We start from the raw sequence: 13677 nt of genomic DNA, 5'->3' as shown, positions 1-13677 counted from the left end.
ACGGCCTCGAATGTTTCGAGAAGGGCGGATAGCGAAAGCAGAACATGACGTCTATCGAAACGACCGCCTTCCAGCGCCTCGACGCCGAGGGCCGGCTCTTGAAGCCCAGCCACAAGGGGGCGACCCATCACGCCGGCCGTTTCGGCTTTCGCGGCGAGATCGCCGTCACGCTCGATCCGCTGCTCGCATTGGCGGGCGTTCACGCCACGGCGCAGGAAGGCGAGGCGGCGCTGTCGTTTCTCGCTGGATCGCTGGCTTCTTTCCGCGAGCTTCCCGCTCTCGTCGCGGCGCTCGGCGCGAGCGCGAAGCCGGAGGGCAAATATTTCATCTATGTCTCTGATCTCGACCGCGCCTCGCGCTATGAGATCAGCATAGACGGCGTGCCGCTCTATGTTCTACCGATCGACGACACATCCGTCTACAATGAGCTGATCGAGCTTCTCTATCTCGACAAGACGAAGATGAAGAAATACGACACGGCGGAGAAGATCGACACGCTCGCCGATGGCGCCGCCAAATATGATCAGCGCTTCGAGGCCATCAGCTTCGAGGAAGGGCTGAAGCGGCTCTGAGCCTTCGGCGCAAAGTCGGCGCAGCGGCTTTCGCCGGGCGCCGACGTTTGCGCGAAATGCTCCACTATGCGTCGATAGCGGAGATCGCCGATTGTCGTGATTATCCGTGTCAGCGGAGTGTCTCGCCTCGCCCCGATCCTACGTCCGAGAGCCCAGCAGCCAATCGCGCCATAGAATTCTTATCGAGGTAGAATTCATCCACGCTTCCGGCTCCGCTGATATTCAGCACGCCAAAAATCCCATCTTCATTTTGTCGGCATTCTAAAGTGATGCAGAATGGAGCTTTGCTGATATCAATTCTCTTCACGAGCTCGCCTTCGAAGCGCGCGCTGCCCAAGAGCTTACAAAAGAACGCTTTCAAGTCCATTCCCTTGGCCTCCTCTGTCGGCAAAACGAGTGTGTCGGCCAAAACACGCGCTCTCCATCGACGAAGCGTCAATTCCCGCTCGGGCGGCGCTTGGCGAAGGCGCCGACGATCACCGCCCGCGCGATATGCTCGGCCATGCATTGATAGCCGAGATCGTTGAGGTGGAAATTGTCGCGCGCCATCATCTGCAGATTGGCGTGGTTCTGCGCGATGAAGCGCATGGCGTCGTAGCGGCGCACATAGGCGACATTCTCGGTGGAGGCGACGCGCTGCAGCACATTGCGTATCGCGAAATATTCCTCGTCGCGCGAAAAGCGCGAGCTGTATTGCAGGCCGACGAGAACGACGTCGATCTCGTTCTCCTTCAGCCAGCGGATCGTCGAGCGCACCGTGTTCTCGAACTCCTCCGGCGCGACGCGCACCAGCGCGTCATTGGTGCCGAGCTGCCACAGCAGCATATCTGGCTTCTCGCGCGCCACCTCGCTCTTGATGCGCTCGGCGGTGACGGCGGCGACCTCGCCCGAGACGCCGCGATTGGCGACGACGACATCGACGCCTTTCATCGCGCCCTCGAGAATGGCCTCGAGCTGCGCCGGATAGGTCTTGGCGTCGGAAGAGGCGCCGACGCCCGAAGTGGAAGAGGAGCCGATGGCGAGAATGCGCGCCGTCTTGCGCTCGCGCAGCGCTTTGGCGAAATGCGGCAGCGAGGCGGGCGCCGCGATGTCGCCGGCCGGCGCCTCGCAGGCGGGGCTGAGTGGCGGCGCCTCGGTCGGCGGCGCGACTTCCTGCGCGAGCGGAGCCGCGACGGCGAACGTGAGCGCTAAGCCGCAGGCGCCCGCGACAATTTTGTCCGCAGCCTGTCCCGCCATTCCGAAGCCCATGCGGCCGCTCCCATCGTAAGGATGCCGAACATAACGATAAAAGCGTCGCTTACAACATCTCCGCCATAGGCGAAGCGGAAGATCTGCCCGGCGAGGCTCAGCAGCGAGCCGGCGCAGAACACCTGGAGCGAATTGCGGCCGAGCAGCGACAGGAAGCCGGCGATGCGCGGCAGCGCCCCCGCGATCGCGCCGAAAGCGCCCGCGAAGACTGTGACGATCGCGAGATTGGAGAGCAGCCGCGCCGGCGAGAGAAAGGTCTTGTCGAAGACGAAGAAGAGCTTGGGCTCCGGCAGAGCGATCGGGGAGGGGTCGAAATCGGTCTTGGCCGCGACCGCGCCGAGCAATACGAGGGGCAGAGCGAGTCGCCAGAGCCATTTTCGATGGCGGCGGGCGAGGCCGCCCAATCCGTCTTCGCCGGCCAGCAGAAAGCCGAGCACGAAGACGAGCTGCCAGGCGAGCGGATCGAAGAACCAGGAGCCCTCGGTCGGCCATGTCGGGAAATTCACGCCGAAAGTCAGAGCATAGGCCCAGATGGCGAGCGAGGCCGGCAGCAGCGCGGGCCGCGCATGGCGATAGCAGAGCGCGATCAGCGGCGAGGCCAGCATCAGCGCCACATAGAGCGGAAGAATGTCGAAATAGCCGAGCTGAAAAGTGAGCGCCACGAGGCCGAGATTGGCGCGCACCGGATCGGTGAAGATGGCGGAGGCGTTGTTCCAATCGAGCAGAAAGGGCGCGTCCAGCAGCAGCGAGGCGCCGGCGAGAAGCGCGACGGCCAGTTGCGCAATGACGAGCTGCGCCAGATAGACGGTGAAGGCGCGGCCCTCGAGCCGCAGGATCAGATAGCGCGCCGAGAGCGGCTTCGCCGGTCCGTCGACGAGCTTGCGCAGCGCGAAGCCGGCGAGAAAGACGAACAGCTCCGCCGAATCGGAAATCGCCACATTGCGGAAGGTGAAGCGCTCGAAAAAAATCCCGGGAATGTGATTGACGAATATTGTGACGAGAGCGAAGCCGCGCCAAAAATCGATTTCGTTCGGCTCGCGCATTCGCTTCTTCGATCGTTCGGCGGTTTCGTCGTCCCGCGCGAAGGCGGGCCGGGCGCGCTCGTTCATGGCCAGGAATGCGGCCTTTTTTAGGACCTCGCGGCGCAACTCACAGCGCGCGCTCGACGCGGCCCGGAAAGACGCGCAAAAGCTGCGCATTTCCGCCGAGCGCGGCGAAGGCTTCGGGATCGGCGCCCGTCATCCACACCTGTCCGCCGATGCGCGAGAGCTCGGCGAAGAGCGCCGCGCGCCGCAACGGATCGAAATGGGCCGCGACCTCGTCCAGCAGCAGCAGCGGCGCGCGCCCGGTCGTCGCCCGCACCAGACGGGCGTGGGCGAGCACGAGGCCGGTCAGCAGCGCCTTCTGCTCGCCGGTGGAGCAGGCGCGCGCCGCCTCGTCCTTGGGGCCGTGGCGCACGCGAAGATCGCTCGCCTGCGGTCCCTCCAGCGTGCGGCCGGCCGCGGCGTCGCGGCGGCGCGCAGCGGCGAGCCGCGCGCGATAGCGATCCTCGACGCGCAGCGCCGGCTCCTCGCCGAGCATTCGCTCGAGCTCCCCCTCGATCGCGACATCGGCGAAGGGAAAGGGCGAGCTGTCGTCGCGCTCGCCGGCGATGAGCGCGCGCAGCCGCATCACGGTTTCAACCCGCGCCGCGGCCACGGCGACGCCGAGCGCGGCGATCTCCCGTTCGGCCGCGTCCAACCAGCGGGCGTCGGCGGTCTCCTCGGCGAGCAGCCGATTGCGATTGCGCAGCGCGCGCTCGAGCTTCGCCGCGCGGGCTCCATGCTCGGCGTCGACGCTCAGCACGAGCCGATCCAGGAACCGCCGCCGATCGCCCGCCGGGCCGGCGAACAGCCCGTCCATCGCCGGCGTCAGCCAGAGCGGGCGCAGATGATCGGCGAATGCGCGGGCCGAGGAAACGGGCGCGCGATCGATGCGGAAGCGGCGCGCCGCGCTCTGCTCGCCGCTCGCCGGCTCCAGCCCATGGCCGAGCTGCGTGGCGACGCCGTCGGCGGAAAGCTCGATCGAGACGGCGAAGCCGCCCGCGCCCTGGCGGCGCGCGCAATCGGCGAATTCGGCGCCGCGCAGCCCGCGCCCCGCCGAGAACAACGACAGCGCCTCGAGAATATTGGTCTTGCCGGCGCCGTTCTCGCCGGTGAGCGCGACCAGCGGCGCCTCGATCATGCAATCGAGCGCGGCATAGGAGCGAAAATCGGCGAGCTGCAGCCGCCGCGCCATGGGGGCGAGAATGGGTGTGTCGCTCGGCGTCATGCCGCACGCTTTGCCACGGCCGGGCGCCGAGGGCCAGCGCCGAGGCCGCATCGTCGTCGTGGCGCATCTGTCCTCCGCCGATCCCGCCAACTCCGCCGCCGCCGCGGCCGAGCCGGGTTTGCTTTCCGTCCTGGCTTACGCCACTCTCCACCGCATGGATCGCAAAAGCGGCAGGCGGCGGACGCTTCTCACCTGCGTCTTGATCTTCGCTCTCGGCGCGCCGTCCCGCGCCGAGGACGATGGTCCGCGCGTATCGATCATTCGCGACGCGGAGATCGAGCAATTGTTGCGGGACTACACCGCGCCCGTGCTGAAGGCGGCGGGGATTCACAGCGAGGCGGCCAAGATCATTCTGGTCGGCGACCGCTCCTTCAACGCCTTCGTCGCCGACGGCCAGAAAATCTTCGTCAACACCGGCGCGCTGATGGAGGCGAAGACGCCCAATGAGATCATCGGCGTGCTCGCGCATGAGACCGGCCATATCGCCGGCGGCCATTTGGCGCGCGGGCGCCAGGAGCTCGCCAAGGCGACCATCCTCTCCGTCGCCGGAATGCTGGCCAGCGCCGGCGCCATGGTCGCGGCGCGCGGCGCCTTCAACCGCCGCGACGGGCAGGTGGGCATGGATTCGGCCGGAGCCGTCGGAATATTGCTCGGCCCGCAAGAGGCGGTGAAGCGCTCGCTGCTCGCCTATCAGCGCGGCGAGGAGCAGGCCGCCGACCGCATGGCGGTGCGCTTCCTCACTGCGACGCGCCAGTCGGCCAAAGGAATGCTGGAAGTGTTCAACCGCTTCGCCGGCGAATCCTTGTTCAAGACGACGGCGATCGACCCCTATCTGCAATCGCATCCGCTGCCCAATGAGCGCATCTCCAATCTCGATCAGGCGGCCAAGCAGTCGCCCTATTTCGACACTCCAGATGCGCCGGCGCTGCAGGCCCGTCACGATCTGATGCGCGCCAAGCTCGTGGGCTTCATGGGCAATTCCGGCGAGGTGGCGCGGCGCTATCCGATCTCCGATCTATCGCTGCCGGCGCGCTACGCCCGCGTCATCGCCGATAATCGCTTCGGCCGGCTGGAGGATGCGCTGCGCGGCGCCGACGCGCTGGTCGCGGCCGATCCGAAGAACCCTTACTTTTGGGAGCTGAAGGGGCAGATATTGCTCGAGGCCGGCCGCGCCGATCAGGCCATCGCGCCTTTGCGCAAGGCCGCCGCCATCGCCGGGCCGAAAGCGACGCCGATCCGCGTGCTGCTCGGCCATGCGCTGGTCTCGGCCGACGATCCCAAGCTGCTGAACGAGGCGGTGAGCGTGCTCGCCAACGCCACGCAGCGCGACGAGGACAGCGCCGACGCTTGGGAGTTTCTGTCCATGGCCTATTTCCGCAAGGGCGAGAACGCCAAGGCACAGCTCGCGGCGGCCGAGGGCCTCTTCGTCGCCGGCAAATATGTCGAGGCGCGCACCCAGGCGACGCGCGCCCAGGCGCAGTTCAAGGAAGGCACGCAAGGCTGGCTGAAGGCGGACGATATATTGACCTATCGGCCGCCGGGGAGCGAGTGAGGCTACGTGTCTTCAGGTGGATTGCTCGGTGAGCCGGCGCTTGGCGGCCTCGGCGAGAAATGACGATCGCGTCTGGCCGGCCGCGCGGGCCGCGCGATCGACCCGTTCGAGCAGGTTCTCGTCGATCGAGATGTTCACGCGCACGGCGCGGCTCGGAAGCTCGATCTCCACAGCGGCGATAGTCGCGTGGTCGAACCACTCCTCCACTTCTGGATCGGCGCGCAATTGCGCGACATTGCGCAAGTGAGGCAGCGGCTCGCCGTCGGCCGTCATTCCCTCGACGTGAAGCGCGAGCGCCTGCCCGCCTTTGAAAATCGCTTCGTCAATGGAGTCGCCGACGCTGACGCAGCCCGGAAAATCAGGAAAGCATATGCCGAATTTGCCGCTATCCTCGTGAATGAGCGCGATCGCATGACTCATTCTTCGTCTCCCTCGCCAGACCTCTTGAATTGTGCCGCCTTCACCAGGGCCAGCCCGCCTGCTTGTAGATCGACCGCAATGTTCCGGTCGGGAACTCCTTCGCGCCGGCGTCTATGGTCACTCGGCCCGGCCGGTCTGGATGCGTGTATTGAACATGATCGCCGGGACCCTTACGAGAGATGCGCCAGCCGTCGGCGTGCAAGCGCGCCTCTATGTCATTTCGCTTGTTGCTGCGTCCGGCGCGGCCCACCACATAACCCTCGCCCTCTTTGTGTAAATATACACAAGGGCCACGAATTCGTCGAGGCGTCGAATTGACCGCTCCGCTTCCTCTCGCCCTCACCCAGGGCGACCCTTCCGGCATCGGCCCGGAGCTGACGCTGAAGGCCTATGCCGCGCGCAAGGCGCGGGCTCTGCCGCCCTTCTTCGCGCTCGCCGATCCGGCGCAGCTGGCGCGGACGGCGGCGGCGCTCGGGCTCGAGATCGCGCTGCGCGAGGTCGAGCCGGAGGGAGCGGCGGCGGTGTTCGACGTCGCTCTGCCGGTCGTCCCGCTCGGTCTTTCGGTTCAGGGCGCTCCCGGCGCGCCCGAGCCCGCCGACGCCGCGGCGACGATCCTCTCCATCGAGCGCGCGGTCGAGCTGGTCGCGGAGGGAAAAGCGCGTGCGCTCGTCACCAATCCGATCGCCAAAAATGTGCTCTACGCCGCCGGCTTCGCGCATCCGGGCCATACGGAGTTTCTCGCGGCGCTGGCGGAGCGGCGCTTCGGCCGCCCCTTCCGCCCGGTGATGATGCTCTATTCGGAAGAGCTCGCCGTCGTTCCGGCGACGATCCACGTCGCGCTCGCCGAGGTTCCGCGCCTGCTGACCCGCGAGTTGCTGCTGGAGACGGGCGTGATCGTCGCCGCCGATCTCTCCGCGCGCTTCGGCCTCGCTTCGCCCCGCCTCGCCTTCGCCGGCCTCAATCCCCACGCCGGCGAGAGCGGCGCCATGGGCCGCGAGGAGATCGAGGTGATCGCCCCCACCGTGGCCGAGCTGCGCGCGCGCGGGATCGACGCCACCGGCCCGCATCCGGCCGATACGATGTTCCACGCCGCCGCCCGCGCGCGTTATGACGTCGCCATCTGTCCGACGCATGATCAGGCGCTGATCCCCATAAAGACGTTGGCCTTCGATCGCGGCGTCAATGTCACGCTCGGCCTGCCCTTTGTGCGCACATCGCCGGACCATGGCACGGCTTTCGACATCGCCGGCAAAGGCGTCGCCGAGGCGACGAGCGTCATAGAGGCGATCCGCCTCGCCGACCGCATGACGGCGCGATGATCGACGATCTGCCGCCATTGCGCGAGGTGGTCGCGCGCCATGGACTCATGGCCAGCAAGGCGCTCGGCCAGAATTTTCTTTTCGACCTCAACCTCACCGCCCGCATCGCCCGCGCCGCCGGGCCGCTCGAAGGCGCCACGGTCATCGAGATCGGGCCAGGGCCGGGCGGCCTCACCCGTGCGCTGCTCGCCGAGGGGGCGGGGCGCGTCATCGCCGTGGAGCGCGATTCGCGCTGCATTCCGGCGCTGCGCGAGATCGAGGCGCGCTATCCGGGTCGGCTCGTCATCGTCGAGGGCGATGCGCTGGCGCTCGATCCGGAGGAGCTGGCGCGGCTACATGGGCTCAGCGGGCCGGCGCGAATTTGCGCCAATCTTCCCTATAATATCGCCACCGAGCTGCTGGCGCGCTGGATCGAGGCGGAGCCTTGGCCCTCGGTCTTCGACCGCTATGTGCTGATGTTCCAGCGCGAGGTCGCCGAGCGCATCGTCGCGACGCCTGCGCAGCGCGCCGATTATGGCCGTCTCGCCGTGCTCTGCGGATGGCGGACGCGCTCGCGCATTTTGTTCGACCTCTCGCCCTCGGCCTTTACGCCGCCGCCCAAGGTGACGTCCTCCGTGGTGGAGCTCATTCCCAACGCCTCACCGCTGCCTTGCGACCCGAAGCTTTTGTCGCAGGTGACGCGCGCCGCCTTCGGCCAGAGGCGCAAAATGCTGCGCCAGAGCCTGAAATCCCTACCGAAGCCGGGCCTGGATGTCCCCGCTCTATTGGCCCGCGCGGGCATAGAGGAGACGCGCCGCGCCGAGGAGATCGACATCGGCGGATTCGTCGCATTGGCGCAGGCTCTGGCTGTCCTATCTTGACTGTGCGGCGCCTATCTTCGAGGAGCGGCAGCAATGGCGAAATTCTATTTTGCGGCGGTGGAGACCGAGGAAGGCCTGCGTGCCGAGCTCAAGATCGCAACCCCTTATTCGCTGGCGGCGGATGTCTTCGATCCGAGCGAGAGCTTTGCCGATTACGAGGCGAAGCTGGACGGCGCTCTGCGCGAGCTGGAGCGCACGCGCGACGAGGCGCGCGCCTGGTTCGCCAAGCATAATGGCGGGGCGGCGGCCGGGTGAAGCGACGCGCTCCGCAAAAGCCCTGACGTCGGCCCGAGTCTCGAGGCTTAATCTCGCTCTCGAATTTCCGCTTGGCGGCGTCGTCGGACTCGATTATAAGCACCTCATACGTGGCGCGCGGCCTGTGGCCCCGCGCCGCGACTGTTTTGTGGCGCGTCTCGACGAGTTTCGGGGCTGCGATCCTCGGCTCGGTGAAACATCTCGGCTCGGTGAAGAATGGCCAATCCGTTTCAGTTCCTGCAAGAAGTGCGCTCGGAAGCGAGCAAGGTCGTGTGGCCGACCCGCCGCGAGACCTTGATCACCTCCGGCCTCGTGGTCCTCATGGTGCTGGCCGCGAGCATTTTCTTCGTCGTCGTGGATCAGGGGCTGCGACTCGCCGTGGGCATGTTGCTGCGGCTCGGCCAGTAAGGCCGAGGAATTCGCCGGCGCGCCGATCGTCGAGAGCGAAAATTTTGGAGCTTGTCGCGCCGTGAGCATGCGCTGGTATATCGTCCACGCCTATTCGAACTTCGAGAAGAAGGTCGCCGACTCCATTCGCGAGGGCGCCGCGCAGCGCAATCTCACCGATCAGTTCGAGGAGATTCTCGTGCCGACCGAGCAGGTGGTCGAGGTGCGCCGCGGCCGCAAGGTCAGCTCGGAGCGCAAATTCTTCCCCGGCTATGTGCTGGTGAAATGCGATCTCTCCGATCAGGTCTTCTCTCTCATCAAGAACACGCCGAAAGTGACCGGCTTCCTCGGCGCCGACAATAAGCCGATGCCGATCAGCGAGGCGGAGGCGATGCGCATCAAGGGGCAGGTGGCCGAGGGCGTCGAGCGTCCCAAGCCCACCATCTCCTTCGAGATCGGCGAGACGGTCCGCGTCGCCGACGGCCCCTTCGCCTCCTTCAACGGCGTGGTGGAAGAGGTCGACGACGCCCGCTCGCGGCTCAAGGTGGCGGTGTCCATCTTCGGCCGGCCGACGCCGGTGGAGCTGGAATTCGCGCAGGTGGAGAAGGTTTGAGGTTTCTGTGAATTCCCTCTCCCGCCTACGGGAGAAGGAAAAGCCGTGGCGGGCGCGCCCCTGTCGCCAGGGGGATCACGCGTCGGACCACGAACTGCAACCGGCGGCCCGGGACGCGGAAGCGTCGCGGGACCGCCTTTCGTTGGAGATGAGACATGGCGAAGAAAATCGCCGGCTACATCAAGCTGCAAGTGCCGGCGGGCGCGGCCAATCCGTCGCCGCCGATCGGTCCCGCGCTCGGTCAGCGCGGCCTCAACATCATGGAATTCTGCAAGGCGTTCAACGCCAAGACGGGCCAGATGGAGAAGGGGACGCCCATCCCCGTCATCATCACCGCCTTTCAGGACCGCTCCTTCACTTTCGAGCTGAAGCAGCCCCCGGTCTCCTACTTCCTCAAAAAGGCCGCCGGCATTCAGTCCGGCTCCAAGACGACGGGCCGCGGCTTCGTCGGCAAGGTCACGCGCGCGCAGATCCGCGAGATCGCCGAGAAGAAGATGCAGGACCTCAACACGACGTCGGTCGATTCGGCCGCGTCGATGATCGAGGGCTCCGCCCGTTCCATCGGCCTCGAAGTGGTGGGGTGAGATCATGGCCCATATCGGAAAACGCATCGCCAAGGCGCGTCAGGCCGTCGAGCGCACCAAGCTCTACCCGGTCGAGGAAGCGATCAAGCTGGTTCGCGCCAACGCCACCGCCAAATTCGACGAATCGGTCGAGATCGCCATGAATCTCGGCGTCGACCCCAAGCACGCCGACCAAATGGTGCGCGGCGTCGTCAATCTGCCGAACGGCACCGGCCGCACGCTGCGCGTCGCCGTCTTCGCCCGCGGCGCCAAGGCCGACGAGGCCAAGGCCGCTGGCGCGGACATCGTCGGCGCCGAGGATCTCGTCACCATCGTCCAGGGTGGCACGATCGAGTTCGATCGCTGCATCGCCACGCCGGAGCTGATGCCGCTCGTCGGCCGTCTCGGCAAGGTGCTCGGTCCGCGCGGCCTGATGCCGAACCCCAAGGTCGGCACGGTGACGATGGATGTCGCCGGCGCGGTGAAGGCCTCCAAGGGCGGCGCGGTCGAGTTCCGCGTCGAGAAGGCCGGCATCGTGCAGGGCACGGTGGGCAAGACCTCCTTCGAGGAGGGCGCGCTCGCCGAGAACATCCGCGCCTTCGTGGATGCGGTGGCCAAGGCCAAGCCGACCGGCTCCAAGGGCACCTATATCCAGCGTGTGGCGCTGAGCTCCACCCAGGGGCCCGGCGTCAAGGTGGATGTGGCGACGCTCGGCGCGACCCAGGGCTGATACGAGGCGGCGGCCGCTGGGCCGCCGCTCTCCGACTGTTCGCGCAAGATCATCGACGCGAGGAATCAATCGTCTTCTCGTGTCGAACCTTTCGGGGTCGCGCCTCCCTCATAGATCGTGAGATGCGGCCGCCTCGGCAGATCCCGCATCGGCGTCCCGGGCGTAATCGGCAGCATCAGAGCCGTTTCCTCTCCGAGCACGCGCAGCGATACGATGTGCAGCGCCTCGACCGGAGTCCGCCCGAGCCATAGTGGCCGCTCTCCGGGCGCCAGAGAGCCCAGCACGCGGGCGTGCGTTTTCCCGAAAAACCGGACCGGCAGGAGCAGGAGCTCGAAATCCGCGATTTCGATCCCTCCCACCAGATAGCCCCGCGCCCCGGCGATGACCGGCGTCGCATCGTCCGTGACGATGCGAAGGATCGTCCTCACATCGTCGCGTCCCGCCTCGCTCCAAATTCCGAGGAATGATCGGCTCGGCCGCTCTGGGGGCCAAAAGGCGCCGACGCGCGCTCCGCAGAGCTTGGCCGGAACGAAATAGCTCAACTCCGTTTCGATGACGAATGCGTCGGAAAGAGTCTGAAACGTGTTCGCCAGATCCATTTCGTGGCAATCGGGGGCCGCGCGCTCCCCTTTGAAGCCCCGCCAATAATCGTACAATATTCGATTGGCTGGATGTCTCATGCCCGCATTCCGCCCTCCAGCGACGCTCCCGGCCCGTTCAAGTCGCCGCCGAGGCTGTGTTTTCGAATCGCGGCGCATGGCTGTCCGCGACGAACCGTCCGCACGACGGTCAATTTTCTGAGAATCTAGAGATAGCGAATAGAGACGTTCGACACGCCGATCCCCGGATGAACATCCCGGTCGACGAGCTTCGACAATTCGAATGATCGGACGCTTGCTTTCATCAAATCATCAGCCGGGACGTTTTAAGGTAAACAGACCGTGTTTTTTCCGTTATGATCTCGCTCCAGAGCGACCGTCTGAATTTTTCGGGATAAAAAATGTTCGATGAAGCTGGCGCCGAACGGCGTGAGATCGACCGAAGGGGGCTCGATGGGCGTGGCGCCCGCCTCGAACTCCTGTCTCAGGGATTTTGCCGGGCTCTGGGTCATTCGATCATCGCTCTCGTCATCGCTTTCGGTTTCGTGAAAATCGCCTATGTCGAAGCTCGAGCTATCATCTGGGCGAGCCGCGGCTTTTTCAGGGCTGGAGCCGAGGCGTGGCGAAGGTCTGGAGCATGGACGGGGGCCAAATTTTTGCTTGGCAAACGCATTAGCCCACTTTAATAAGGCCTTTCCGGGGTCGGCCAGCGTTCGCGACCCCCTTTTCAGATATCAGCTTCCGTCGAACCCGTTCCCTCGATGTGGGAAAGGGCGAGACGGTGGATAGGCCGGCGGACCCGGGGGAGATTCCTCGCGTCCCGTCCGGCCATGTCCTGTCCGAGACTGCCGGCGCCCGACCGAGGATCACACCGAGGGACGGCTCAATCAGCTCGCGGACCGGCGGATCCCTCCGCCCCCCGACGAGCGGCCTGCATAGACGGGGAAGACCGGAATTGTAGGGCCGGCGCGGCGCTTTTCAAAGCTCGCGCGCGGTCTTTCGAATTTGGTTGGCGCCCCTCTGATCCGAGGCGAGGCCGTTTCGGCCGACGTCGAGGGGACAGGATCTACGGCGCCGTCGTTCCGCCGCTGCCGCGGCGATGCGACGGCTCATCGCAGCGGCGGGGTTCGCCCCGCTCGAGGAGAGAGCAACCGTGGACAGAGCGGAGAAAAAGCAAGCCGTCGCGGCGCTGAACGAGGTCTTTGCGAAGACCCCGGTCGTCGTCGTGGCGCATTACTCCGGCCTGACCGTCGCCCAGATGCAGAAACTGCGCAAGCAGGCTCGTGAATCTGGCGCTTCCGTTCAGGTCGCCAAGAACCGCCTCGCCAAAATCGCTCTCGACGGCACGAGCGTCGCCTCTATCGGCTCCCTTCTGAAGGGGCCGACCCTGATCGCCTATTCGGACGATCCGGTGGCGGCGCCCAAGGTGGCCGCAGCCTTCGCCAAGGATCACGACAAATTCGTCATCCTCGGCGGCGCGCTCGGCGCCCAAGCCCTCGACCCCGACGGTGTGAAGTCGCTCGCGACTCTGCCGTCGCTCGACGAACTGCGCGCGAAGCTCGTGGGCCTCATCCAGGCGCCCGCGACCAAGCTGGCGCAGCTCACGACCGCTCCGGCCGGAAAGCTGGCGCGCGTGGTCCAGGCCTATGCCGACAAAGACGCGAACGCGGCCTGATAGGCGGCTCGTATCCAACCAACCGAACCGAATTCGAAGGACTGAAACATCATGGCTAATCTCGAAAAGATCGTCGAAGACCTGTCGAGCCTGACCGTGCTCGAGGCCGCCGAGCTGGCGAAGCTCCTCGAGGAGAAGTGGGGCGTCTCGGCCGCCGCCGCCGTCGCGGTGGCCGCCGCTCCGGGCGCCGGCGCCGCCGCCGCCGCTCCGGTCGAGGAAAAGACCGAGTTCAACGTGATTCTGGCCGCCGCCGGCGACAAGAAGATCGAGGTCATCAAGGAGGTCCGCGCGATCACCGGTCTCGGCCTCAAGGAGGCCAAGGATCTGGTCGAGGGCGCGCCCAAGCCGGTCAAGGAAGGCGCTTCCAAGGAAGAGGCCGAGAAGATCAAGGCCGCTCTCGAGAAGGTCGGCGCCAAGGTCGAGCTCAAGTAAGACGAGAATCGCCCCTCTCCCGCTTCACGGCGGGAGAGGGTTTTCCGCACTGATGACCAGGAGCGAATGGCGAATAGCGAATAGCGAATAGACAGGCCCTCTATTCGCTATTCGCAACTCGCTATTCGCTTTCAATAAGAGG

19 protein-coding genes are annotated in these 13677 nt (G+C 65.9%); 11 read left to right on the top strand and 8 right to left on the bottom strand.

Translation table 11 applies throughout. The annotated features are described in order from the left end of the window. Positions 1-44 precede the first annotated feature (44 nt). Entirely contained in the window at positions 45-572 is a 528-nt protein-coding gene (locus KP010_RS00365) for a hypothetical protein (RefSeq protein WP_142862490.1), read from the top strand. 109 nt (positions 573-681) lie between these two features. Here the strand turns inward: KP010_RS00365 and KP010_RS00360 are convergent, their stop codons facing one another. The 4 genes from KP010_RS00360 to recF all read right to left on the bottom strand — a co-directional run bounded on the left by KP010_RS00360 (position 682) and on the right by recF (position 4130). Further along, entirely contained in the window at positions 682-981 is a 300-nt protein-coding gene (locus KP010_RS00360) for a hypothetical protein (RefSeq protein WP_142862491.1), read from the bottom strand. A 26-nt stretch (positions 982-1007) separates the two neighbouring features. After that, on the bottom strand, positions 1008-1820 hold the full coding sequence (locus KP010_RS00355) for a GDSL-type esterase/lipase family protein (protein WP_142862492.1): 813 nt from the start codon (positions 1818-1820) through the stop codon (positions 1008-1010). After that, complete coding sequence (locus tag KP010_RS00350; RefSeq protein WP_142862493.1) at positions 1760-2863, bottom strand: OpgC family protein; 1104 nt, start codon at positions 2861-2863, stop codon at positions 1760-1762. The genes KP010_RS00355 and KP010_RS00350 overlap by 61 nt, the downstream gene beginning before the upstream one ends. Positions 2864-2969: 106 nt before the next feature. Further along, positions 2970-4130 (bottom strand): DNA replication/repair protein RecF, encoded by a 1161-nt coding sequence (gene recF / locus KP010_RS00345; protein WP_185966458.1) that lies wholly within the window; start codon positions 4128-4130, stop codon positions 2970-2972. On the opposite strand from recF, the gene KP010_RS00340 reads away from it, so the two are divergent. Further along, complete coding sequence (locus tag KP010_RS00340) at positions 4108-5682, top strand: M48 family metalloprotease (RefSeq protein WP_246659796.1); 1575 nt, start codon at positions 4108-4110, stop codon at positions 5680-5682. The two genes, recF and KP010_RS00340, sit on opposite strands and share 23 nt — an antisense overlap. A gap of 12 nt (positions 5683-5694) precedes the next feature. On the opposite strand, the gene KP010_RS00335 is transcribed toward KP010_RS00340, so the two are convergent. Together KP010_RS00335 and KP010_RS22535 are read right to left on the bottom strand one after the other, a co-directional pair. Then, positions 5695-6102, bottom strand: coding sequence for a type II toxin-antitoxin system HicB family antitoxin (locus KP010_RS00335; RefSeq protein WP_142862494.1), 408 nt, complete (start codon positions 6100-6102; stop codon positions 5695-5697). A 40-nt stretch (positions 6103-6142) separates the two neighbouring features. Continuing rightward, complete coding sequence (locus KP010_RS22535; protein ID WP_371824173.1) at positions 6143-6355, bottom strand: type II toxin-antitoxin system HicA family toxin; 213 nt, start codon at positions 6353-6355, stop codon at positions 6143-6145. A 61-nt stretch (positions 6356-6416) separates the two neighbouring features. On the opposite strand from KP010_RS22535, the gene pdxA reads away from it, so the two are divergent. The 7 genes from pdxA (at position 6417) to rplA (ending at position 10829) form a co-directional block, all read left to right on the top strand. Further along, positions 6417-7421 carry a 4-hydroxythreonine-4-phosphate dehydrogenase PdxA gene (gene pdxA, locus KP010_RS00325; protein WP_142862496.1) on the top strand — a complete coding sequence of 335 codons (1005 nt, stop codon included), beginning with the start codon at positions 6417-6419 and terminating at the stop codon, positions 7419-7421. Continuing rightward, on the top strand, positions 7418-8281 hold the full coding sequence (gene rsmA, locus KP010_RS00320) for a 16S rRNA (adenine(1518)-N(6)/adenine(1519)-N(6))-dimethyltransferase RsmA (RefSeq protein ID WP_142862497.1): 864 nt from the start codon (positions 7418-7420) through the stop codon (positions 8279-8281). The genes pdxA and rsmA overlap by 4 nt, the downstream gene beginning before the upstream one ends. 33 nt (positions 8282-8314) lie before the next feature. Next, positions 8315-8536, top strand: coding sequence for a hypothetical protein (locus KP010_RS00315; RefSeq protein WP_142862498.1), 222 nt, complete (start codon positions 8315-8317; stop codon positions 8534-8536). A 216-nt stretch (positions 8537-8752) separates the two neighbouring features. Further along, entirely contained in the window at positions 8753-8944 is a 192-nt protein-coding gene (secE, locus tag KP010_RS00310) for a preprotein translocase subunit SecE (protein ID WP_108915970.1), read from the top strand. Positions 8945-9005: 61 nt separating this feature from the next. Beyond that, positions 9006-9536: a transcription termination/antitermination protein NusG gene (gene nusG / locus KP010_RS00305; protein WP_108915969.1), complete on the top strand. Its 531-nt coding sequence runs from the start codon at positions 9006-9008 to the stop codon at positions 9534-9536. 155 nt (positions 9537-9691) lie between these two features. Then, the gene (gene rplK, locus KP010_RS00300; protein ID WP_108915968.1) at positions 9692-10120 is read left to right on the top strand and encodes a 50S ribosomal protein L11; all 429 of its coding nucleotides are present in this window, start codon (positions 9692-9694) and stop codon (positions 10118-10120) included. 4 nt (positions 10121-10124) lie between these two features. After that, positions 10125-10829 carry a 50S ribosomal protein L1 gene (gene rplA, locus KP010_RS00295; protein ID WP_142862499.1) on the top strand — a complete coding sequence of 235 codons (705 nt, stop codon included), beginning with the start codon at positions 10125-10127 and terminating at the stop codon, positions 10827-10829. A gap of 65 nt (positions 10830-10894) precedes the next feature. Here the strand turns inward: rplA and KP010_RS00290 are convergent, their stop codons facing one another. Both KP010_RS00290 and KP010_RS00285 read right to left on the bottom strand, forming a co-directional pair. Next, on the bottom strand, positions 10895-11509 hold the full coding sequence (locus tag KP010_RS00290; RefSeq protein ID WP_185966459.1) for a PAS domain-containing protein: 615 nt from the start codon (positions 11507-11509) through the stop codon (positions 10895-10897). 245 nt (positions 11510-11754) lie between these two features. Next, positions 11755-11940, bottom strand: a complete 186-nt coding sequence (locus KP010_RS00285; RefSeq protein ID WP_142862501.1) for a hypothetical protein — start codon at positions 11938-11940, stop codon at positions 11755-11757. Between the two features lie 641 nt (positions 11941-12581). Between KP010_RS00285 and rplJ the strand changes: the two genes are divergently transcribed. Both rplJ and rplL read left to right on the top strand, forming a co-directional pair. Further along, positions 12582-13103 carry a 50S ribosomal protein L10 gene (gene rplJ / locus KP010_RS00280; protein ID WP_108915963.1) on the top strand — a complete coding sequence of 174 codons (522 nt, stop codon included), beginning with the start codon at positions 12582-12584 and terminating at the stop codon, positions 13101-13103. 51 nt (positions 13104-13154) lie between these two features. Continuing rightward, the gene (rplL, locus tag KP010_RS00275; protein ID WP_108915962.1) at positions 13155-13535 is read left to right on the top strand and encodes a 50S ribosomal protein L7/L12; all 381 of its coding nucleotides are present in this window, start codon (positions 13155-13157) and stop codon (positions 13533-13535) included. The last annotated feature ends 142 nt before the right edge of the window (positions 13536-13677 follow it).

It is taken from the genome of Methylosinus sp. KRF6 (assembly GCF_018887255.1).
GTDB lineage: Bacteria > Pseudomonadota > Alphaproteobacteria > Rhizobiales > Beijerinckiaceae > Methylosinus > Methylosinus sporium.
This window is presented reverse-complemented; position numbering and strand designations above follow the sequence as displayed.

What these genes read in the sequence shown, in the direction of transcription:
- KP010_RS00365 (WP_142862490.1), top strand. Translation starts at nt 45, where the DNA reads ATGACGTCTATCGAAACGACCGCCTTCCAGCGCCTCGACGCCGAGGGC.
- KP010_RS00355 (WP_142862492.1), bottom strand. Translation starts at nt 1,820, where the DNA reads ATGGGCTTCGGAATGGCGGGACAGGCTGCGGACAAAATTGTCGCGGGC.
- KP010_RS00350 (WP_142862493.1), bottom strand. Translation starts at nt 2,863, where the DNA reads ATGCGCGAGCCGAACGAAATCGATTTTTGGCGCGGCTTCGCTCTCGTC.
- KP010_RS00340 (WP_246659796.1), top strand. Translation starts at nt 4,108, where the DNA reads ATGGGTGTGTCGCTCGGCGTCATGCCGCACGCTTTGCCACGGCCGGGC.
- recF (WP_185966458.1), bottom strand. Translation starts at nt 4,130, where the DNA reads ATGACGCCGAGCGACACACCCATTCTCGCCCCCATGGCGCGGCGGCTG.
- KP010_RS00335 (WP_142862494.1), bottom strand. Translation starts at nt 6,102, where the DNA reads ATGAGTCATGCGATCGCGCTCATTCACGAGGATAGCGGCAAATTCGGC.
- rsmA (WP_142862497.1), top strand. Translation starts at nt 7,418, where the DNA reads ATGATCGACGATCTGCCGCCATTGCGCGAGGTGGTCGCGCGCCATGGA.
- KP010_RS00315 (WP_142862498.1), top strand. Translation starts at nt 8,315, where the DNA reads ATGGCGAAATTCTATTTTGCGGCGGTGGAGACCGAGGAAGGCCTGCGT.
- secE (WP_108915970.1), top strand. Translation starts at nt 8,753, where the DNA reads ATGGCCAATCCGTTTCAGTTCCTGCAAGAAGTGCGCTCGGAAGCGAGC.
- rplK (WP_108915968.1), top strand. Translation starts at nt 9,692, where the DNA reads ATGGCGAAGAAAATCGCCGGCTACATCAAGCTGCAAGTGCCGGCGGGC.
- rplA (WP_142862499.1), top strand. Translation starts at nt 10,125, where the DNA reads ATGGCCCATATCGGAAAACGCATCGCCAAGGCGCGTCAGGCCGTCGAG.
- KP010_RS00290 (WP_185966459.1), bottom strand. Translation starts at nt 11,509, where the DNA reads ATGAGACATCCAGCCAATCGAATATTGTACGATTATTGGCGGGGCTTC.
- KP010_RS00285 (WP_142862501.1), bottom strand. Translation starts at nt 11,940, where the DNA reads ATGACCCAGAGCCCGGCAAAATCCCTGAGACAGGAGTTCGAGGCGGGC.
- rplL (WP_108915962.1), top strand. Translation starts at nt 13,155, where the DNA reads ATGGCTAATCTCGAAAAGATCGTCGAAGACCTGTCGAGCCTGACCGTG.